Origin of the sequence: Nocardia brasiliensis NBRC 14402, assembly GCF_000308475.2 — a bacterium.
Taxonomy (GTDB): Bacteria; Actinomycetota; Actinomycetes; order Mycobacteriales; family Mycobacteriaceae; genus Nocardia; species Nocardia brasiliensis.
The window spans coordinates 139362-157959 of record NZ_BAFT02000062.1 but is presented as its reverse complement, the minus strand read 5'-3'; the positions used below and the strand labels follow the sequence as shown (position 1 = coordinate 157959).

General features: G+C 69.3%; 13 protein-coding genes. 7 read left to right on the top strand and 6 right to left on the bottom strand.

The annotated features are described in order from the left end of the window. Positions 1-979: 979 nt before the first annotated feature. Positions 980-2704, top strand: coding sequence for a DUF2339 domain-containing protein (locus tag TY25_RS21180; protein ID WP_042258648.1), 1725 nt, complete (start codon positions 980-982; stop codon positions 2702-2704). A gap of 64 nt (positions 2705-2768) precedes the next feature. On the opposite strand, the gene TY25_RS21175 is transcribed toward TY25_RS21180, so the two are convergent. The 4 genes from TY25_RS21175 to TY25_RS21160 are packed head-to-tail and all read right to left on the bottom strand — an operon-like array spanning position 2769 to position 8799. Beyond that, positions 2769-5816: an MMPL family transporter gene (locus TY25_RS21175; protein ID WP_042258645.1), complete on the bottom strand. Its 3048-nt coding sequence runs from the start codon at positions 5814-5816 to the stop codon at positions 2769-2771. After that, complete coding sequence (locus TY25_RS21170; RefSeq protein WP_014988955.1) at positions 5817-6545, bottom strand: NYN domain-containing protein; 729 nt, start codon at positions 6543-6545, stop codon at positions 5817-5819. Beyond that, complete coding sequence (gene trmB, locus TY25_RS21165; RefSeq protein ID WP_042258642.1) at positions 6545-7396, bottom strand: tRNA (guanosine(46)-N7)-methyltransferase TrmB; 852 nt, start codon at positions 7394-7396, stop codon at positions 6545-6547. Before trmB ends, TY25_RS21170 begins: the two co-directional genes overlap by 1 nt. A 59-nt stretch (positions 7397-7455) precedes the next feature. Further along, positions 7456-8799 carry a lipase family protein gene (locus TY25_RS21160; protein ID WP_042258821.1) on the bottom strand — a complete coding sequence of 448 codons (1344 nt, stop codon included), beginning with the start codon at positions 8797-8799 and terminating at the stop codon, positions 7456-7458. A 154-nt stretch (positions 8800-8953) separates the two neighbouring features. Here TY25_RS21160 and TY25_RS21155 point away from each other — a divergent pair, with 154 nt between their 5' ends. The 4 genes from TY25_RS21155 (at position 8954) to TY25_RS21140 (ending at position 14585) form a co-directional block, all read left to right on the top strand. Continuing rightward, positions 8954-9736 (top strand): SDR family oxidoreductase, encoded by a 783-nt coding sequence (locus TY25_RS21155; protein WP_042258640.1) that lies wholly within the window; start codon positions 8954-8956, stop codon positions 9734-9736. Positions 9737-9798: 62 nt separating this feature from the next. After that, complete coding sequence (locus TY25_RS21150; RefSeq protein WP_042258638.1) at positions 9799-10932, top strand: hypothetical protein; 1134 nt, start codon at positions 9799-9801, stop codon at positions 10930-10932. Then, positions 10919-12508, top strand: coding sequence for a hypothetical protein (locus tag TY25_RS21145; RefSeq protein WP_042258636.1), 1590 nt, complete (start codon positions 10919-10921; stop codon positions 12506-12508). The genes TY25_RS21150 and TY25_RS21145 overlap by 14 nt, the downstream gene beginning before the upstream one ends. Positions 12509-12752: 244 nt before the next feature. Continuing rightward, positions 12753-14585, top strand: a complete 1833-nt coding sequence (locus tag TY25_RS21140) for a phosphoenolpyruvate carboxykinase (GTP) (RefSeq protein WP_042258633.1) — start codon at positions 12753-12755, stop codon at positions 14583-14585. Positions 14586-14677: 92 nt separating this feature from the next. Here TY25_RS21140 and TY25_RS21135 read toward each other — a convergent pair whose 3' ends face one another. Next, entirely contained in the window at positions 14678-15154 is a 477-nt protein-coding gene (locus TY25_RS21135) for a hypothetical protein (protein ID WP_174484639.1), read from the bottom strand. A gap of 103 nt (positions 15155-15257) precedes the next feature. Between TY25_RS21135 and TY25_RS21130 the strand changes: the two genes are divergently transcribed. Then, positions 15258-16208, top strand: a complete 951-nt coding sequence (locus tag TY25_RS21130; RefSeq protein ID WP_081868998.1) for a GlxA family transcriptional regulator — start codon at positions 15258-15260, stop codon at positions 16206-16208. Positions 16209-16708: 500 nt separating this feature from the next. Next, positions 16709-16912, top strand: coding sequence for a hypothetical protein (locus TY25_RS21125; RefSeq protein WP_042258632.1), 204 nt, complete (start codon positions 16709-16711; stop codon positions 16910-16912). 36 nt (positions 16913-16948) lie between these two features. On the opposite strand, the gene TY25_RS21120 is transcribed toward TY25_RS21125, so the two are convergent. Further along, on the bottom strand, positions 16949-18394 hold the full coding sequence (locus TY25_RS21120; protein ID WP_042258629.1) for an aldehyde dehydrogenase: 1446 nt from the start codon (positions 18392-18394) through the stop codon (positions 16949-16951). Positions 18395-18598: the final 204 nt, after the last annotated feature.

Below are 18598 nucleotides of genomic sequence, written 5' to 3'. Positions count from 1 at the left end.
TCTCGGGTGGTCAGCAGGGGTTACTACTCATGTTTCGGGGGCCGGTGGGGGTGAGCATGGGTGCATGACCACATCTATCGATCCGGCGCTGATCTCGCGCCTTTCGGGGGAATTCGCTGCGTTGGGGACGCAGATGGGTGTGCTCGGGCGGGACCTGGAGCTGTTGCGTACTCAGGTAGTGACAGGTTCTGCTGGGGCGCAAGGGGTTTCGGCTCCCGAACGGGGCTCGGCCGCGACGACCGGCGCAGCTGCGGGAACTGCGACCGCGCCGGGAGCGGGACGGGTGCCGCCCGCATTGGCCGCGACTTCGGGCGCGGTGCCGGCTGCCGCGCCGGGGCAGATTGCCGGCGCTGCGACTGCGGCACAGGGACAAGCCTTCGCAGCGGGTCGCACCCCGGGCCCAACGGCCGACGCGATTGCGCACGGCCACGGCTCGAGCGCCGCTTTCACTCCGGACATGGGTGCGCAACCCGATGACTTGGCCGCGCCCGCGGCGGCTGATGCGGCGGGTGGGGTTCCGGGAGAACAGGATTCGGCGGCGCGGACGCCTGGCGCGGATAAGTCCGCGGCGTCTTCTGCGGCAGCGGGCACGGCACCGGGTGAGTCGGCAGGTCCGGGTCTGGATCGGGTTCCGGGAGTGGGTTCGGCACCTCAGGCGCATGGCTCGGGCACGGCTCCTATCTCGGGTGCCGGTTCGCCGGGGCTGGGTGTCCAGGCGGGGGCAGCCGGGGTTCCGCCTGCGGCCGCTCAGGTCCCGGGCGCTGCGCTGGCGCAGGGTGCGTCTGCGGCGGGCACGGGCTCGCCTGTGGCGGGTCGAATCCCCGGTGTCGCATCGGCGCAGGGTGCGCCTGCGGGGGCCCAGATGCCGGGTGCGGTACCGCCTGCACAGGGCTTCGGTGCGGTTCCGCCTGCGGCAGCGCAGGTGCCGGGTGTGCCGGTGGGGTCTGAAGGGGCTTGGGCGGCAGCAGGTTCTGGGGCGATGCCGCCGCCGTACGTGCCGATGCACGGTCCGCCGGGTGGGGCGTGGGGTGGGCGGCCACCGATGCCGGTGCGCGGGATGCCGGGGCCGGGGATGCGGCCGCCGGTGCCGCCGCGGGCCGGGCCGCCGGTGCCGCATACGCCGTGGTGGCAGCGGGACGGGTTGATCAGCAAGCTGCTGGCGGTGGCGGGGGTGGGCGTCACGTTGATCGGCGTGGTGATGCTGCTGGTGCTGGCGGCGCAGGCGGGGTTCTTCGGGCCGGTGCCCAGAGTGGTTGCGGGCGCAGCGTTCTCGGCCGTCCTGGTGGCGGCGGGCATGCGGGTGTTCGATCGGCCGGGTGGCCGGGTCGGCGGTATCGCGTTGGCGGCCACCGGTATCGCGGGCGCGTACCTCGATGTCGTCGCGGTGACCGCGATCTATCACTGGCTGCATCCGGTGCTCGGTTTCGCGGTGGCGCTCGGCGTCGCGGCCATCGGGGTGGCGTTGGCGATGCGCTGGCAGTCGCAGCCGTTGGCGGTCCTGGTGGTGCTCGGCGCCGCGGTGCTGTCGCCGGTGCTGACCACCGAACTGGTGTTGCTCGCTTTCCTGATCGTGTTGCAGCTGGCCTGCCTGCCGGTGCAGCTGCTGCGGGACTGGCCGTATCTGCACGTGGTGCGGACGCTGCCCGCGGCGTTGGCCACCTTCGTCGCCGTCGCCGGTGCGCTGCTCGACACGTCCGGCGACCGGCTGCGCCTGCTGGTCGCGGCCGTGGCGGTGGCGGCGGTCGGACTGGCCGGAACCATCCTGGTGGTCCGGCGGCGGCCGGCCGATATCACCGCCTCGCTGGCGCTCGCCATCGCGACCGTCCCGCTGCTGAGCGCGCCGGGGATGTACAAGTTCGATCGACCGGTCGCGACGCTGATCGCCGCGGTCTGTGCGACGGTGCTGCTGCTCGTGGCCGCCACCGCCCTGGTGCCGAGAATCGCGGCGCTGGTGCAGATTCCGGGTCACACCGCAACGGTCGCGGCGGTCGCCGGATCGATCGCGCTACTGGAGGTCTGCGTCGCCGTCACCGATGCCCGCACCTTGCCGATCGCGTGGTTCCTGGTGGCACTTGGCTTCCTCGGTGTGGCCGGACAGCGCCGCTCCGGTGTCGCCGCCGGTCTCGGTGCGGCCTTCGCGGCGCTGGGCGCCCTCGCGTTCCTGAACATCGCGAGCCCGGAAATCCTTGCCGCGCAGCATCGCTCGGAGCAGAGCCTGAGCTTCGCGACGGCGCTGGCCGCGGTGCTCTTGATGGCAGTCGTGGCGGTGGGGGTGTGGTGCGCGCGCACCGTACCGGCCCTGCGGAACACCGCCGAGTTGCAGTGGATCGTGGCCGGTATCGCGGGGTTGTATGCGGTGACCGCCGCGGCGGTGTCGATCGCCGTCGCGACCGGCGCGGACGACGGTTTTGTGATCGGGCACAGCGCGGCGACGATCCTGTGGATGGCGGGCGCGACCGCGTCCCTGTTCTACGGCCTGCGCAACCTCGGAAAGGCCTCCGCCGTGGCGAAACTCGCCCTCGGTTCCGGTCTGCTGGTCACCGTCGCCGCACTGGCCAAACTGTTCCTGTTCGACCTGGCCACCCTGGACGGTCTGGTGCGGGTCGCGGCCTTCCTCGTGGTGGGCGTCCTGCTCCTGGTCGTCGGCACGAGGTACGCCCGCGCTTTCGCGGAGGCTGCGGCCACGCCGCCCCCGGCGGACTGACCGGCCGAAAAAGCACCGCCCCCGCGCCGAGATATGGCGCGGGGGCGGTGCTTTCGTGTGCTGACTATTCGGTGTCGCGGCGGCGCAGCAGTTCGTTCACGCTGACGGTGCGGCCGTCGCCACCGGAATGACGACCCTCCTCGACCTTGCCGGGCGCTTTCCCGCCGCGCCGCGAGGAGCGCAGTTCGGCCATCCAGTTCTCGATGCTGTTGCGGTTCGGATCGTCGGGTTCCGCCGCGGTCTCCGGCGCTCCGTGCTGGGCCGACCGGTCTGCCGAATCGTCCTGTGTCGCATTGCGATCGACGAACCTGGGCAGCGGCATGGACGGCCGCGGGTCCGCGCCGGCGAAGGGCGCGACGGACGGCGTGGGCTGTGTCGGCTCGAATTTCGCCTCGGGACGCCGGGCACCGTCCTGCGGCGCGGCCGGTGGCTCGAAAGGCGCCGGGGCGGGCGGCTCGAAGGTGTTCGCCGCGGGCGACTCGAACGCCGAGAACGGGGCACCGGCGGACGTTTCGGTCCGGGGCGCCGGCGGCGGCGTGGGCCGGGGGCCGGTGGGGTCGTGCGGGATGGACGAAAACGGGCGGGCCGCAGCCGAATCCGGTCTGCTCGTGGTCGGCGGGCTGACCCGCGGCGTGATCGGTTCCGGCGGGGCCGCCGCATATCCGGTCGGGCGCGGCATGTTCGGGTCCGACAAAAAACCGGCGGGCGGGATCGGCCGCTGCCGCGTCGGGTCGAGCGGCGGCGGCGCGGGCGAGGCCTGCGGCGGCTTCGGGGCGGCGGGCTTGATCTTGTCGAGGTGCTTGGTCGGCGCCTCGGCCTCGATCTCCTCCACCGTGCGCGGTCTGCGGGGCTTGCGCGGCTTGTTGGGGTCGGCCACGGCGGGGATCTGCATGGTGACCGGGTCGGTGATCGGCGTGGTCTTCACCAGGTCGACGACCTCGCCGCCGCCGGGCCGTTCGTCGTCGAGAATGGGTTCGCCGAGCCCGATCTTCTGCTGGATCTTCTTCATCCAGGCGGGCGCCCACCAGCAGTCGTCGCCGAGCAGCTTCATGGTGGCGGGCACCAGCAGCATGCGCAGAATGGTGGCGTCGATGAAGAGCGCGGCGATCATGCCGTACGCGAGGTACTGCATCATCACCAGGTCGGAGAACGCGAACGCGCCGGTGACCACGAGCAGGATCAGCGCGGCCGCGGTGATGATCCGCCCGGTCTGCGCGGTGCCGATGCGGACCGCCTCGGTGGTGGACGCGCCCTGGGTGCGCGCCTCGACCATGCGGGAGAGCAGGAAGACCTCGTAGTCGGTCGAGAGACCGTAGATCACCGCGATGATCAGCACGAGCACCGGCGACATGATCGGCTGCGGGGTGAAGTTCAGCAGCCGCGCGCCGTGCCCGTCGACGAAGATCCAGGTCAGGATGCCGAGCGTGGAACCGAGGCCGAGCGCACTCATCAACGCGGCCTTGATCGGCAGCACCAGGGAGCCGAAGGTCAGGAACATCAGCAGCGTGGTGACGAACAGCACCAGCGCGATCATCAGCGGCATGCGATCGAGCAGCGCGTCGATGCTGTCCTTCTGGATGACCGGCTGCCCGCCGACGTACATGGTCACGCCGTCGGGCACGTTGATCGAGCGCAGGTATTCGATCGTCGGGTCGGCGTTCTCCGAGTCGGCGAGCGTCGCGCTGGTGCGGTAGACGTTCGGATCGGTGTTGGAGCGCGACGGCACCTCGAAGGTGCCGGCGAGTCCGGGGGCCTGTTTGGCTTCGGCCCACGCCTTGCCGACCTCGTTGCTGTTGTCCGAGACGAACACCAGCTGGATCGGGTCGGACTTGCGCAGCGGGAAGATCGAGTCGAATTTCGCCTGCGCGAGCCGGGTCGAGTTGTCCGGCGGCAGGTACCGCTCGTTGATGCCGCCGAAGGCGAGGTTCTTCACCGGGATGATCAACAGGAGCAGCAGGATGCAGATCGGGATGGCGATCTTGAGCGGATGCCGCATCACCCAGCGGGTGCACTTGCCCCAGAAGCCGTTCTCGACTTCCTCGGCGGTCTTGGTCTTGCGGAACCGCTTGAGCCCCAACGCGTCCACTCGCGGCCCCAGGACGCCGAGCATGGCGGGCAGGATGGTGATGGAGGTCAGCGCGGCGAGCGAAACCGTCGCGATGGAGCCGTAGGCGATCGACTTGAGGAAGCCCTGCGGGAACAGCAGCATGCCGCCGAGGCTGGCGATGATCATGGTCGCGGAGAACACGACGGTGCGCCCCGCGGTCATCACCGACCGGCGGACCGCGGCGGAGGTGCTGTAGCCCTCGGCGAGTTCCTCGCGGAACCGGCTCACGATGAACAGGCCGTAGTCGATCGCCAGGCCTAGGCCGATCATCGAAACGACCGGCGCGACGAACGAATTCACCTCGGTGAACTTGGTGATGAACAGGACGATGCCCTGCGCGCCGATCACCGTCAGACCACCGACGATCAGCGGCAGCCCGGCCGCGATCAAGCCGCCGAAGATGAAGAACAGCAGCACCGCGACCGCGGGGATGGCCAGGATCTCCATCCGGTGCTGGTCTTCGGCCATGGTGTCGTTCAGCGTGCCCGCGACCGCCTGTAGCCCCGCGACCTGCACCGTGACGCCCGGAACGTCGAAGACGTTCTTGACCTTGCGGAAGTTGTTCAGCATCTCGGTGTCGTTGTCGCCCTTGATGGCCAACGACGCGAACGTGTACTTCTTGTCCTTCGAACCGAAGGTGAGCGGAGAGGCGGGGCCGGTCTCGGTCTGCCAGTAGGCGCCGTTGACCTTGGTGATCTCCGGGTACTTCTTCGGCAGGCTGTTCAGGCTGTCGAGCACCTTCGCCTTGAACTCGGGATCATCGATCGTCTTGCCCTCGGGCGCGGTGTACAGCACGATCACGTCGCTGGTGTGATCGCGGCCGAACGCGGCGTCGGCGATCTTGGCGCCCTGTGAGGATTCCGACGTCGGGTCGTCCCACCCGCTGGAGCTGAGGTGGCTGCCCAGACCGAGGCCGTACCCGCCCAGCGCCAACAGCGCGGCCGCGACGACACCGACCACGCCGAAGCGCAGTTTGTAGACCAGATCGCCCCAGCGTGTGAACACTTAAGCGACTCCTTGCGCGGGGCGAGAGGTGAGCAGCGCCGACAGCGGCCGGAACGGCTGCAGCCAGGCGCCCTCGTCGGGCAGCGAGTCGAGGCTGACCCTGGGCAGCGGTTCACGGAACACGCCCGGGATGTCCTCGAGATCGATGAACTCGAGGGTATCGGATGTGACGGCCCAACTCGCGTGCTCGCGGAACCCGAGTACCTGAACAGGGATTCCGGCGGCGGCGAGTTCCTCGAGCGGCTCCCGGAACGCCTGACCGTCGGCCGAGGCGACCATGATGCCGGCCAATCCGGCACCGCGGCTGCGCAGTTCGATGTGCGCCAGCATGTCCGCGTCGACGTCGGAGTCCTCGTCGATCTTCGGCTTCGCGAAGACGGCATAGCCGACGTTGCGCAGCGCCTCTACCCACGGCCGCACCACATCGGCGGTGCCGGGGGCGATATTGGTGAAGACGGTCGCTTCCGGTTCGACCCGGTGCACCGTGCCGACGGACAGCTCGGCCGTGCGCGCCAGCAGCCACCGGCCGAGCGCGTCGAACCGGGGCCGGTAGGCGGCGGTCGGCCGCCCACCGAGGATGGCCCCGAGACCCATGTCGAGGTTCGGGGCGTCCCACACCAGCAGGACCCGGCGCACGTCCGGCGTCGCGCCACCGAGACCCTCGGATCCGGTGCCCTGCACCTCCCCGGCAACTTCGACCACCTCGTGGGCCATCTCACTGACACTCATTATTCGATCTTCCCCCATATGAGCTCCGTGATGGCGCTACCCGCACGATGTGCCTTGCCTTCGAATTTCGTGACGGGCCTTTCGAAGCCGATCGCAGCGCTGTCCCGATGGTCCGCGCTGACCCCGCCCGTGCTCTCGTTCAAGCCTCTGAGCTGGGTTTCTTGCGCGCCGACCTCGGCAATATGTTCGGCATAGCCGGCATGGTCGGTCGCGACATGCAACACACCGCCGGATTTCAATTTATTCGCGATCAAGGTGAATGTGGCGGGTTGCAAGAGCCGGCGTTTGTGATGGCGGGCCTTCGGCCACGGGTCCGGAAAGAAAACGCGGACGCCTGTCAGCGACTCGTCAGCAACCATGTTTTCCAGCACGTCCACGGCGTCACCGCGCAGCAGCCTGATGTTCGGGATCTGCTCGCGTTCGATCCGCTGCACCAGTTGCGCCAGGCCGGGCTGATAGACCTCGATCCCGATCAGGTTCAGGTGCGGCTCGGCCTGTGCCATGGCGGCGGTGGCGGTGCCCGTGCCACAACCGATTTCGATGACCAGCGGAGCTTCGCGGCCGAACCAGGCGGCGGCGTCGAGCGGTTCGTCGGCCACCTCGCGCCCGATCGTGGGCCACATGCGGTCCCACGATTGCTGCTGGGTCGCGGTCAGCGCGCCACGGCGCGACCGGAAACTGGTCACGCGTGGGTACAGGCGGGAGCCGGTGGTGCTCCGGGGGGCACGGTCCGCGGGACGGCCGGCGGCGGAGCCGACGGGGTGGGTGGGTTCAGTCGGGGCCGATCCTGTGGACGGCGGGCCCGGAACTGACTCGGCAGTATGGTTCGCGGCGTCGTTCACGGCGTCCATTGTCCAGCATCCGGCCAGTGGTGCGGCAATCGACTGCGCGCAAGCCGGCGAGCAGGAGGTCAGGCGGCGCGCGCGGGGGCGATCGGGACCGCCGCCGCACTCTCCTGGCGCAGCGGACGGCCGAGCGCGACCTTGGCCGCGGTCACCATCATCTCCAGTAGTCCGCGCGCCGCCGCCGGCGACGCGGCGACCGACCAGACGGTGCTGTCGCCCTCGTCGCTCACCGGTTGCCCGGCCAGCCGGTCGGCGAGCCAGTCCAGGCTGAGCGGCGTGGACAGCGGCAGCAGCGAGAAATGCTCGCTCAACCGGTCTCGCACGTAGCTGACCAGCGCGCCGCCGCGCCGGTAGCGGTCCACCTGGCCGTCGATGCCGTCCATGTGGATCACCTGATCGTGCACCGGCTGCACCACCAGCAGCGGACAGGCCGGCGTCGAATTACCGAGGCGCAGATCATCGAACATCGCCTGGAACTCGGGGGTGGCGATCACCTCGTCGAGCGGGCGGGTCAGGTAATCGTCCATGCGCTTGTTGGCCAGGCCGAAGATGGCGCCGAAGGGCGTCGAGGTCTCGGCGCGGGCGACGAAACGGTGCCCGTCCAAGGTGAGTTCGTTCTGCAGCAGCGCGCCGAGTGCCGGGTAAAGCCTGCGCAGGGCGGAGATCACGATGGCGGGCAGGCCCGCATAGCTGGTGCCGTTCAACCGGGCGAACACCGCACCCGGATCGCCCACCGGCGCCCCTAGTACCGCGCCGGCGATATCGAGTTCCGGGGCGTAGGTCGGGGCCATCTCGACCGTCCACGAACTCGCCATGCCGCCACCGGAGTAACCCCACACCGCGATCCGGGTGTTCGGACGCAGGCCGAGCGGCGCGAAACGCAGTGCGGCGCGCATGCCGTCGAGTGCGCGGTAGCCGGGTTCACGTGGGGCGCCGAAGTTTCCGCGCGGGCCCTCGTGATCGGCGATGCTCACGGCCCAGCCGCGGCGCAGCGCGTTCGCGACGAGCAGCCATTCGAACTGGGTGACCGAGCCGAGCGCGCGGGCGCCGTAGCGCAATGCATAAGAAGGAGAACATCTCTCGGTGACCGCGTCCATCGCGGTCTGAAAAGCCAGCAGCGGCCGGTCTTGCGACGGGTCGGCGTCCTGGGGCAACAGGACGGTGGTGATCGCGGCCTCGGGTGTGCCGTGCATATCGCTGCTGCGGTAGAGCAGTTGCCAGGCGCAGACCTGCTGGGGGACAACGCCGAACAGGGCGAGTTCGATCTTGCGGCTGCGCAGGATGGTGCCGGGCGCCTTGGCGGCGTACCCCTTGGGCGGCCGGTGGAACGGATCGGCGCTCGGCAGCAGTGGTTTGCGACCCGCTAGGGCGGGCTCCGAGGCGCCGGCGTCGACGATATCCGCGGTCATCTCGACCTCCTCATCCGTGAGGCCGGTGTACCGCACTCGAAAAGCGAAGTTACGCACCAACTATGGCGCCGACCATATCGAAGCAGGGTAAATGACCGGCGCCGGGTCTGGGAAGACGGCAGGATCCTGCCAGTTCCCCACTACACTCGCCGACATGGGCAGACCAGCAGTGTTCATCACCGGCGCCGCAGCGGGTATCGGCCGGTCGACGGCACTGCTTTTCGCTGCGCAGGGATATCGGGTCGGCGCCTACGACATCGACGAGGTGGGCCTGGGCAGGCTCGCCGCGGACATCACCGGCCAGGGCGGCAGCGTGCACACCGGCGTGCTGGATGTGACGAACGCCACCCAGTGGGCCGAGCGGCTCGCCGAGTTCCACGCCGCGGCCGGTGGCTTGGACATCCTGATCAACAACGCGGGCATATTGCGCGCGGGCCAGTTCGAGACGCTCGAGCTGGCCGCCCATCAGGCGATCATCGACGTCAATCTCGGTGGGGTGCTCATCGGCACGCACGCGGCGTTCCGCTATCTGCGGGACACGCCGGGCGCCCAGGTGGTGAACCTGTGCTCGGCCTCGGCCATCTACGGCCAGCCCGAACTCGCCAGCTACGGTGCGAGCAAGGCCGCGGTCAAAAGCCTTACGGAGGCACTGGATCTCGAATGGGAGCGCTTCGACATCCGGGTGATCGCGATCTGGCCGTTGTTCGTGGACACCGCGATGACCGACGGGGTGCAGACCGGCACCACCAAATCGCTCGGCGTGCGGCTGACCGCACAGGACGTCGCCGAGGGCATCTGGGAGGCCACCCGTAAGCGCGCCAGGTTGCCCCGTGTGCACTACGAGATCGGGACGCAGGCGAAAGTATTGGCCACCGCCGCCAAATACGCCCCGAACTGGGCGGTGCGCACCGTGAACAAATACTTCAGCGGCACCTGACCGGTCGCTGCCTGCTTCGCCGCGACTTCTGCAAGAATTGCGCACCGTAAAGGGGGTGCAGCATGCCGACAGCCACCGAGCACGAGGGACCGTTGCGCGAACGCGGCGTGCCGACGGGGGAAAAGGACTACCTCGATCAGCTGCTCGCGGACCTGGCCTTCGGGACCGGGCGGGACGCGCAGATCGGGTACGCGGCGGGGGCCGCGGTCAGTACGTGGCGTAAACCGCCGCGAATCCAGGTCACCGGCCGGGCCAACGCCGGCCGCACCACGGTGCTGCACGCGCTGGCCCTCATGTCCGCCGTGGAAACCGGGCCGGTCGACGAACCGGAGACGCCGGAGCCGACGCTCGACGCCGACATCGTCGTCTACGTGCTGTCGGCGGCTCCGTCGCCCGCGGATCGGCGGCTGCTCGCCACGTTGCCGTCCGAGCGCACCGTCGTGGTCTTGAACAAGGCCGATGCGATCGGCGCGCGCTGGGCCGACGCGGTCACCGCCGCGGAGCAGTACGGCAGGGAACTCGGCGTCGCCGTGCTGCCGGTGGTCGCCTCGCTCGCCGTCCGCACCCGAGCCGGCGCCATGACCGACGTCGATATCGCCGCGCTGCGCCGCCTGCTCGCGAACGACGATGCGGCGCTGACTCTTTCGCCGGACCTCTTCGTCGCGCCCGGCCCGGACCAGGCCGCCCGCGTAGAACTGCTGCAGCGCTGGGATCTGTACGGGGTGACCTGCGCGCTCGCCGCGCTGCGGCACGATCCCGACCTCGCGCCGCAGACCCTGCTGCAGATCCTGCACGCGGCGAGCGGTATCGACGCGCTGCACCGGCTGCTGCATCGGCGCTACGAGCAGGTCTCCGCGCTGCGCGGCGGCGAACTGCTCGACGAACTCACGCGCCTGGCCGCCCGCGCGGTGCCTGCGAAACAGAGCCGGGCCCGCGACATCCTGGAGCAGTATCTCTTCGGGGACGACGCCCGCTGGCTCGGTCTGTGCGCCGGGCTGGCGCATCCGTCCGTCGCCCACCTGGCCGCGGGCTACCCCTCGCCCGCGCCGGCCGACGCCGACGACGCGATGGCCCGCGCGGCCCGCTGGCGCGCGGTCGTCGCCAGCGATATGCCCGCCACCGCCCGCCGCGCGGCGTTACGGGTGCACAACGGCTACGTCCGACTATGGGAACGGATGAGCAGTGCCGGTCTCTGACATACCGGACGGATCGCCGGGCGCCGTTCCGGCGGCCGATTCGCTGGACCTGCCCGCCGAGGACGAACAGCCCGGATCGGCTGCGCGCCCGTCCGGTCCGCTCGCGCCCGACGTCGAAGCGGTCGTCGCGCGGTGGAATCCGCAGGGGACCGCGCTGCTGCGCGCCGTGCGGGAGGGTGGGGCGGCGGGTTCGGTCCTGCTCATCGGTCCCCTCGACGCCAACACCACGCTGCTGCGGACCGAACTCGCGCGCTTCGAACCGCGGATTCCGCTCGCCGACCCGGTGGCCGAACCGGGCCTGCCCGCGGAGACCGGATCGGCGCCCGCGTCGCTCGCGCTGATCCTGCTGGACGCGGGCACCACGCTCGGCGCCGACACGCTGCAGATCGTGCGGCGTCTGCGGTCCGACGGCACGCGGATCCTGCTCGCGATGAACGGCATTCACGCGTATCAGGACTGGCGCGCCGTGCGCGAGCGAGACCTGACCCTGCTGGCCGGGCAGGGCGCGGGCGAGCTCGACATCCTGCCGGTCTCGGCGCGACTGGCGGCGGCGGCCCGCGCGTCCGGGGACGCCGGACTGATGGACCGCTCCGGGCTGGGCGCGCTGCACGCGCAGCTGGCCGCGGCGGCGCAGAGCGCGGAAGCAAACGGCGGTGACCGGCTCGCCGCGGTGACCGCGCGCGTGCTGACCGAAACCCGCCAGCGGGTCACCGAGCAGGTGACCACCCTGCGCTCCGGCGTCGAATCGGCCCGGCTGCGCGAGGAACGCGCGGTGCTGCTGGCCGGCCGCGACGGCGGCCGGGCCACCGCCATGTCGACCCTGCGCGGGCAGTTGCACCTGGCCCGCGTCGACCTGATGACCGAGGTGGGCGCGCGGATCCGGGCGTTGCACACCGCGACCCGCGGCGATCTGGACCGGCTGCGCCGCCGCGACCTGACCGGCTACCCGGATCGGTTGCAGCACGCCGTGACCGAACTCACCGGCGGCGTCGACCAGGCCATCGACCAGCGGCTCGCCGAGCTGGCCGCGCACATCGGCGGCGTCGCCGCGCCCGAGACCGGACTGCCGCCGCGCCGCCGCGACCCCGCGCCCCGAGTCGGTCCGGACCCCGATCCGCGGCACCGGGGTGTCGAAGATCACCTCATGATTGTGCTCGGCGCGTCGGCCGGTGTCGGCCTCGGCCGCCTGCTGGTTTCGCCCTTCGCGCTCGTTCCGGCCTTGGACGTGGCGAGCGTGCCGGTGACCTTGTTACTCGGCGCGGGCGCCGCGGGCTGGGTGGTGCGGGCGCGCGGGCAGCTCGCCGATCGCGCGCACGTGCGGCAATGGGTCTCCGATGCGCTGATCAACGTAAAAGCCCAGCTCGAGCAGCGCGTGGCGACGGCGCTCGTGGAAACCGAGACGGTGCTGGCGGATCGCGTCGTGCGCGCCAGCGCCACCCGCATGGTCGATACCGATCGCCGGGTCGCCGAGGTCGAAGCGCGATTACGCCGGACCGTCGCCGAACAACCCGGACAACTCGCCGCATGTGAACGCGACATCGAGATCCTCGACCGCTGGATCACGCCGGTTGAATAACTATTGAGAATGGGTACATAGTGACGAACCCGATTCCGTACCGGTCGTCACATCGCGTTAACCTCTAATCAGGAACTTGGGCGTCCGCTAAGTCCTCGTCCGCCGTCCAGCCGGGGCGCGGCTTTCGACTGGTCGTAGCGGGTGCCTTCCCGCCAATGGTGGCGCTCGGTGTGTTACCGCTGGTCAAGGGCCTTGGGCCAAGCGGAGGCAGATCGTAGGGACCGCCCATCTCAGGAGAGTTTTCATGACCTCAGCGACCATTCCTGGTCTTCGTGGATCCGACGGCAAACCGCCGACCGAGCACAGCGAACTACTCGCCTGGGTACAGGAAGTCGCAGAACTAACTCAGCCAGAGCGCGTGGTCTGGGCGGACGGTTCCGACGAAGAATGGGATCGCCTCACCACTCAGCTCGTCGAGGCGGGCACCTTCAAGCAGCTCGACCCGAAGAAGAAGCCGAATTCCTTCCTCGCGCTCTCCGATCCCTCCGACGTGGCCCGGGTGGAGTCGCGCACCTACATCTGTTCCAAGAGCGAGTCCGACGCCGGACCGACCAACAACTGGGTCGACCCCGCCGAGATGCGCGCCACCATGACCGAGCTGTACCGCGGCTCGATGAAGGGCCGCACCATGTACGTGGTGCCGTTCTGCATGGGCCCGCTCGGTGCCGAGGACCCCAAGCTCGGCGTGGAGATCACCGACTCGGAGTACGTCGTCGTCTCGATGCGCGTGATGACCCGCATGGGTACCGCCGCGCTGGAGAAGCTCGGCACCGATCGCCCGTTCGTGAAGGCGCTGCACTCCGTCGGCGCCCCGCTGGCCGAGGGTCAGGCCGACGTGCCGTGGCCGTGCAACGACACCAAATACATCACCCACTTCCCGGAGGACCGCGAGATCTGGAGCTACGGCTCCGGCTACGGCGGTAACGCGCTGCTCGGCAAGAAGTGCTACTCGCTGCGGATCGCCTCGGCCATGGCGCACGACGAGGGCTGGCTGGCCGAGCACATGCTGATCCTCAAGCTGATCTCCCCGGAGAACAAGGCCTACTACATCGCCGCCGCCTTCCCGAGCGCCTGCGGCAAGACCAACCTCGCGATGATCCAGCCGACCGTCCCGGGCTGGCGCGCCGAAACCCTCGGTGACGACATCGCCTGGATGCGGTTCGGCAAGGACGGGCAGCTGTACGCGGTGAACCCGGAATACGGCTTCTTCGGCGTCGCGCCCGGCACCAACCGCAGCTCCAACCCGAACGCCATGGCCACCATGGAGGCGGGCAACACGGTCTACACCAACGTCGCGCTGACCGACAACAACGACGTGTGGTGGGAAGGCCTGGAGGGCGAGCCCGATCATCTGATCGACTGGAAGGGCAACGACTGGTACCTGCGGGAAACCGAGACGCTGGCCGCCCACCCGAACTCGCGCTACTGCACGCCGATGGCGCAGTGCCCGATCCTGGCCCCCGAGTGGGACGATCCGCAGGGCGTGCCGATCTCGGCGATCCTGTTCGGTGGCCGGCGCAAGACCACCGTCCCGCTGGTCACCGAGTCGTTCGACTGGCAGCACGGCGTTTTCATGGGCGCCACCCTGTCGTCGGAGCAGACCGCGGCCGCCGAGGGCAAGGTCGGCACCGTGCGCCGCGACCCGATGGCGATGATCCCGTTCATGGGCTACCACGTCGGTGACTACCTGAACCACTGGATCAATCTCGGCAAGAACGCCGACGCCACCAAGCTGCCGAAGATCTTCTACGTCAACTGGTTCCGGCGCGGCGAAGACGGCCGCTTCCTGTGGCCCGGCTTCGGCGAGAACTCCCGCGTGCTGGAGTGGATCGTCGGCCGCGTCGAGGGCACGGCCGAGGCCGAGGCCACCGCGATCGGCAACGTCCCCGTCGCCGCCCAGCTCGACCTCGACGGCCTGAAGGTCGACCCCGACGACGTCGACGAGGCGCTGAAGGTCGACGCCGACGAGTGGCGCAAAGAAATCCCACTCATCGAGGAATGGTTCGAATTCGTCGGCGACAAGCTGCCTTCCGGAGTCCGTGACGAATTCGAGGCCCTGAAAGAACGCCTCGGCTGATCCCCCCAGTCCGAACCGCCCGCACCGTTTCGGTGCGGGCGGTTCTCTTTTGCCCCCCAACATTTCCGAGCGAATAGCAGCGGCGGGCGGAGTTATTCGGCGAAGGGGGCGTGGGTTATCAAGGGGCGCATGGCGGCTCGGGTGAGGAGCCATCGGGTGCGGCCGCGGGGGACGGCGGCGGCCTCGTCGGTGAGGGCGGCGGACATGTGGGCGGCGAAATTGTGGCGGGGGTGCCGGTGCAGGAGTTCGGTGACCCAGGCGGGGTCGAGGTCGGCCATGCGGGCGCCGACGACGTCGACGGACGCGCCCGCATAGATGAAACGGCCTGGCTCGCTGAGGTTTTTGCCGGTGCTGGGGGTGATATGGGTGGCGATGGCGGTGCCGATCGCGGCGGCCTGTTCGGCAGTGGCGCCCGCGCCGGTGACGAACTCGACGGCCCGTTCGGCGCCGGTGACCGCGAAACAGCGACCGGGCGTGGGGTGTTCGAGTTGCAGGTCGTGCAGCAGGCTGGCGACGTAGACGAGTTCGTCGTCGTAGCGGGCACCGTCGATGCCGCTCGGCGTGCCCATGCGAACTCCTCTCCACTGACTCGAGTTCAGTGAATCGCACGCAGGAGCGAGCAACGAGTGGCGGAGATGCCACGGATGCTCGGATTCGTGCCAAACTGCAGGGGTGAAACAGGTCGTCGCGCTCGCCTTGGACGGCGTCATGACTTACGACCTGGCCTGCGCCGTCCAGGTCTTCCGGCACGGTCCGAGCAAGTTCGGCGAACCGGTGGGCTTCGAGATGACCACGTGTGGCTTGCGCAGTGGGCCGGTGTGGACGCCCAACGGATTCGATCTGCGGGTGGAGCACGGGCTGGAAGCGCTCGAGCAGGCCGACATCGTCGTGGTCCCCGGTATCGCCCTGCCGACGCTGCCACCACCGGACGACGCCCTCGCGGCACTGCGTGCCGCGGCGGCCCGGGGCGCGATCCTGGTGAGCATCTGTGTCGGCGCGTTCGTGCTGGCCAGGGCCGGGCTACTGGACGACCGGCCCGCGACCACGCACTGGGCGTACTGCGACGAGTTCGCCGACCTGTTTCCCGCGGTGAAGTTGGACCCGGCGGCGCTCTACGTGGACGACGGCGACGTCCTGACCTCGGCGGGTTTGACGGCCGGATTCGACCTGTGCCTGCATATCGCGCGCCGGGAGTTGGGCGTGAGCCCCGCGGCCGAACTCGCCCGGTGGAACGTGACGCCGCCGCACCGGTCCGGCGGTCAAGCGCAGTACATCCCGGATCCGTTGGCGGGTGGCAGCTTCCAGGGCGGTTTGGCCGCGACGCTGGCGTGGGTGACGCGGGACCCGGCTGTCGCACCGGATGTTTCGGCGATGGCGGCGCACGCGCTGATGAGCGAACGGACGTTCATTCGCCGGTTCAAGCAGGAGGTCGGCACGACACCGCGGCGGTGGCTGGACGCGCAGCACACGGTGCGCGCCCGCGAATTGCTCGAAACCACGGACCTGCCAGTCGAAGTGGTGGCCGAGCGGTCCGGTTTCGGCAGTGTCACCGCATTGCGGACGCATCTGCGTGCCGCGACCGGTGCGACCCCGGCGGACTATCGACGGTCGCTACGCCGTTGACGTGTGCTCCCCAGTTCCGCTCGGGTGCGAAGTGGGGATGACGCGACAACGGGGTGCGCGCGAGCCTTTCGGTCGCGCACCGGCTTTCGCGGTGACGGGCTCGAATCCTGTTCCATACCAATAAATACCCGCCGAGAACGGCTCAGGAAGAGCGCGAAAATCCTGGCCGGAAGCAAGGCGACGCCGCCCGGTCGATGACACATCATCCACATCCGTTGCGCGTGTTTCCCGCCGCGCGAGCCGGAATGTGTGGTGCTATTGGTCATGGTCGGTGGTCACGGAATCGCGAGCAGGGGGCGTTTGCCAAGACGCGGCATGGGGTAGTTGCCTGATGTGCGAGGTTTGCGCAGAGGTGGCTTATGCTTGCAGTGTTCTTGGTCTCATGACCTGTCAGTCCGATTGCTAACCGTTAACTGATCGACTGAACTACTTCCCTATCGACATCGAATTCCCGCGCTGCGGCAAGACGATGAGATCGACGCGCGAGAGGTGGTTGGAGCATGACCGATCTGGAGACGGGCGCGTCCATCGCGCCCCTGGTGGCCGGCTTCGAGCTGACCACGCTCAGCACGCCGTTGCGCCGCGCCGCCGGGCGCCTGCAGGCCGTCCTGCCGCCGGGATGGCGCGTCGAGATCGTCGACGCGCCCGGCCTGACCGGCCGCGAGAGCGAGCCGGTCCTGCGGGTGGTCATGCCGACGGACTGAACCGCCGCCGCCTCCCGGCCGGTTCCGCCGCGCGGACTAGCCGGTCCACCCCATCGGCATGAGCACCGACTTCTGCTCGCAGAACGAGTCGAGCCCTTCGGGGCCGTTCTCGCGGCCGAGCCCGGAATTCTTGTAGCCGCCGAACGGTGAGCTGGGGTCGAACGCATACCAATTGATCGCGTAGGTGCCGGTCCGCACCCGCGCGGCGATCTCGGCACCGTGCTCGACGTCGGTCGTCCAGACCGAGCCCGCCAGGCCGTAGACCGAATCGTTGGCGATGGCCACCGCCTCGTCCTCGGTCTCGTACGGGATCACCGACAGCACCGGCCCGAAGATCTCCTCCTGCGCGATGGTCGACTTGTTGTCCACATCGGCGAAGATCGTCGGCTCGACGAACCAGCCGCGATCCAGGCCCGCGGGGCGGCCGCCGCCGAGCACGAGTCGCGCGCCCTCCGCCTTGCCCTTCGCGATGTACCCCTCGACCCGTTCGCGCTGCCGCTCGGAGATCAGCGGGCCGAGTTGCACCGCGGGATCCGCGGGATCGCCGACCTTCATCGTCTGCACGTGTGCGACGAGCGCGTCGACGGTCTCGTCATAACGACTGCGCGGCGCGAGAATTCGGGTCTGCGCGACGCAACCCTGCCCGCTGTTCATCAGTCCGGAGAAGGCGAGCACGGGAATGGTGGCCGCGATGTCCATGTCCGGCAACAGGATTGCCGCGGACTTGCCGCCGAGCTCCAGGGAGACGCTCTTGAGCTGACCGGTGGCGATCGCGCCGATCTTCCGCCCGACCGCGGTGCTGCCGGTGAAGGTGACCTTGTCGACGCCCGGATGCGAAACCAGGTATTCCGCGGCCTCGGGCTCGGCGGGCAGCACCGAGAGTACGCCCTCGGGCAGGCCGGCCTCGGTGAAGATGTCGGCCAGCAGATTGGCCGTGATCGGTGTCAGCGGTGCGGGTTTCAGCACCACGGTGCAACCGGCGAGCAAGGCCGGTCCGAGCTTGTTGGCGGCGAGGAACAGCGGGACATTCCACGCGGTGACCGCCGCGACGACCCCGCGCGGCTCCCGGCTCACCCGCGCGGTGCCGAAGAGTCCGGTGCGAGTCTCGTTCCAGGGGAACGTTTTCGCGAGCGCCGCGCACGCGTCCAGCGCGGCGACCGCGGGAATCTGGTTGAGCGTCATGGCGATCATCTGCGGTGCGCCCATTTCCGCGGTGAGCGCGGCGAGCAGTTCGGCCGAACGCTGCTCGATCAGCCGCGCGGCGCGGGTGAGTACTTCGGCCCGTTCCTGCGGCGGCGTGGCCGGCCACGGGCCGTGGTCGAAGGCGTGCCGGGCGGCGGCGACCGCCGCGTCGACGTCGGCCCTGGTGACCGCGGGGACGCTGCCCACCGGCTCGACCGTGACCGGCGAGATGACCTGAACGCGCTCGGTGGTGGCCGGCGCAGTCCAGCGGCCGCCGATGAACAAGCTGTCGTAATGCATGAGAACACGTTACAGTTTTGTGGTCCGATTGTCTGTAACCTGTTCCAGTTCTGCTCGGGGAGGGTGGCGCTGAGCTGGACGGATCCCAACCTGTCGGTTCGCTTTTCGTAGAACGCACTATTGCGTTCTGTTGCTGAAAAGAGGATGCTATTAGCTACTGATCAGCTCGCTCGATTTCTGAACCGATACCGCAATTGGGGAGAC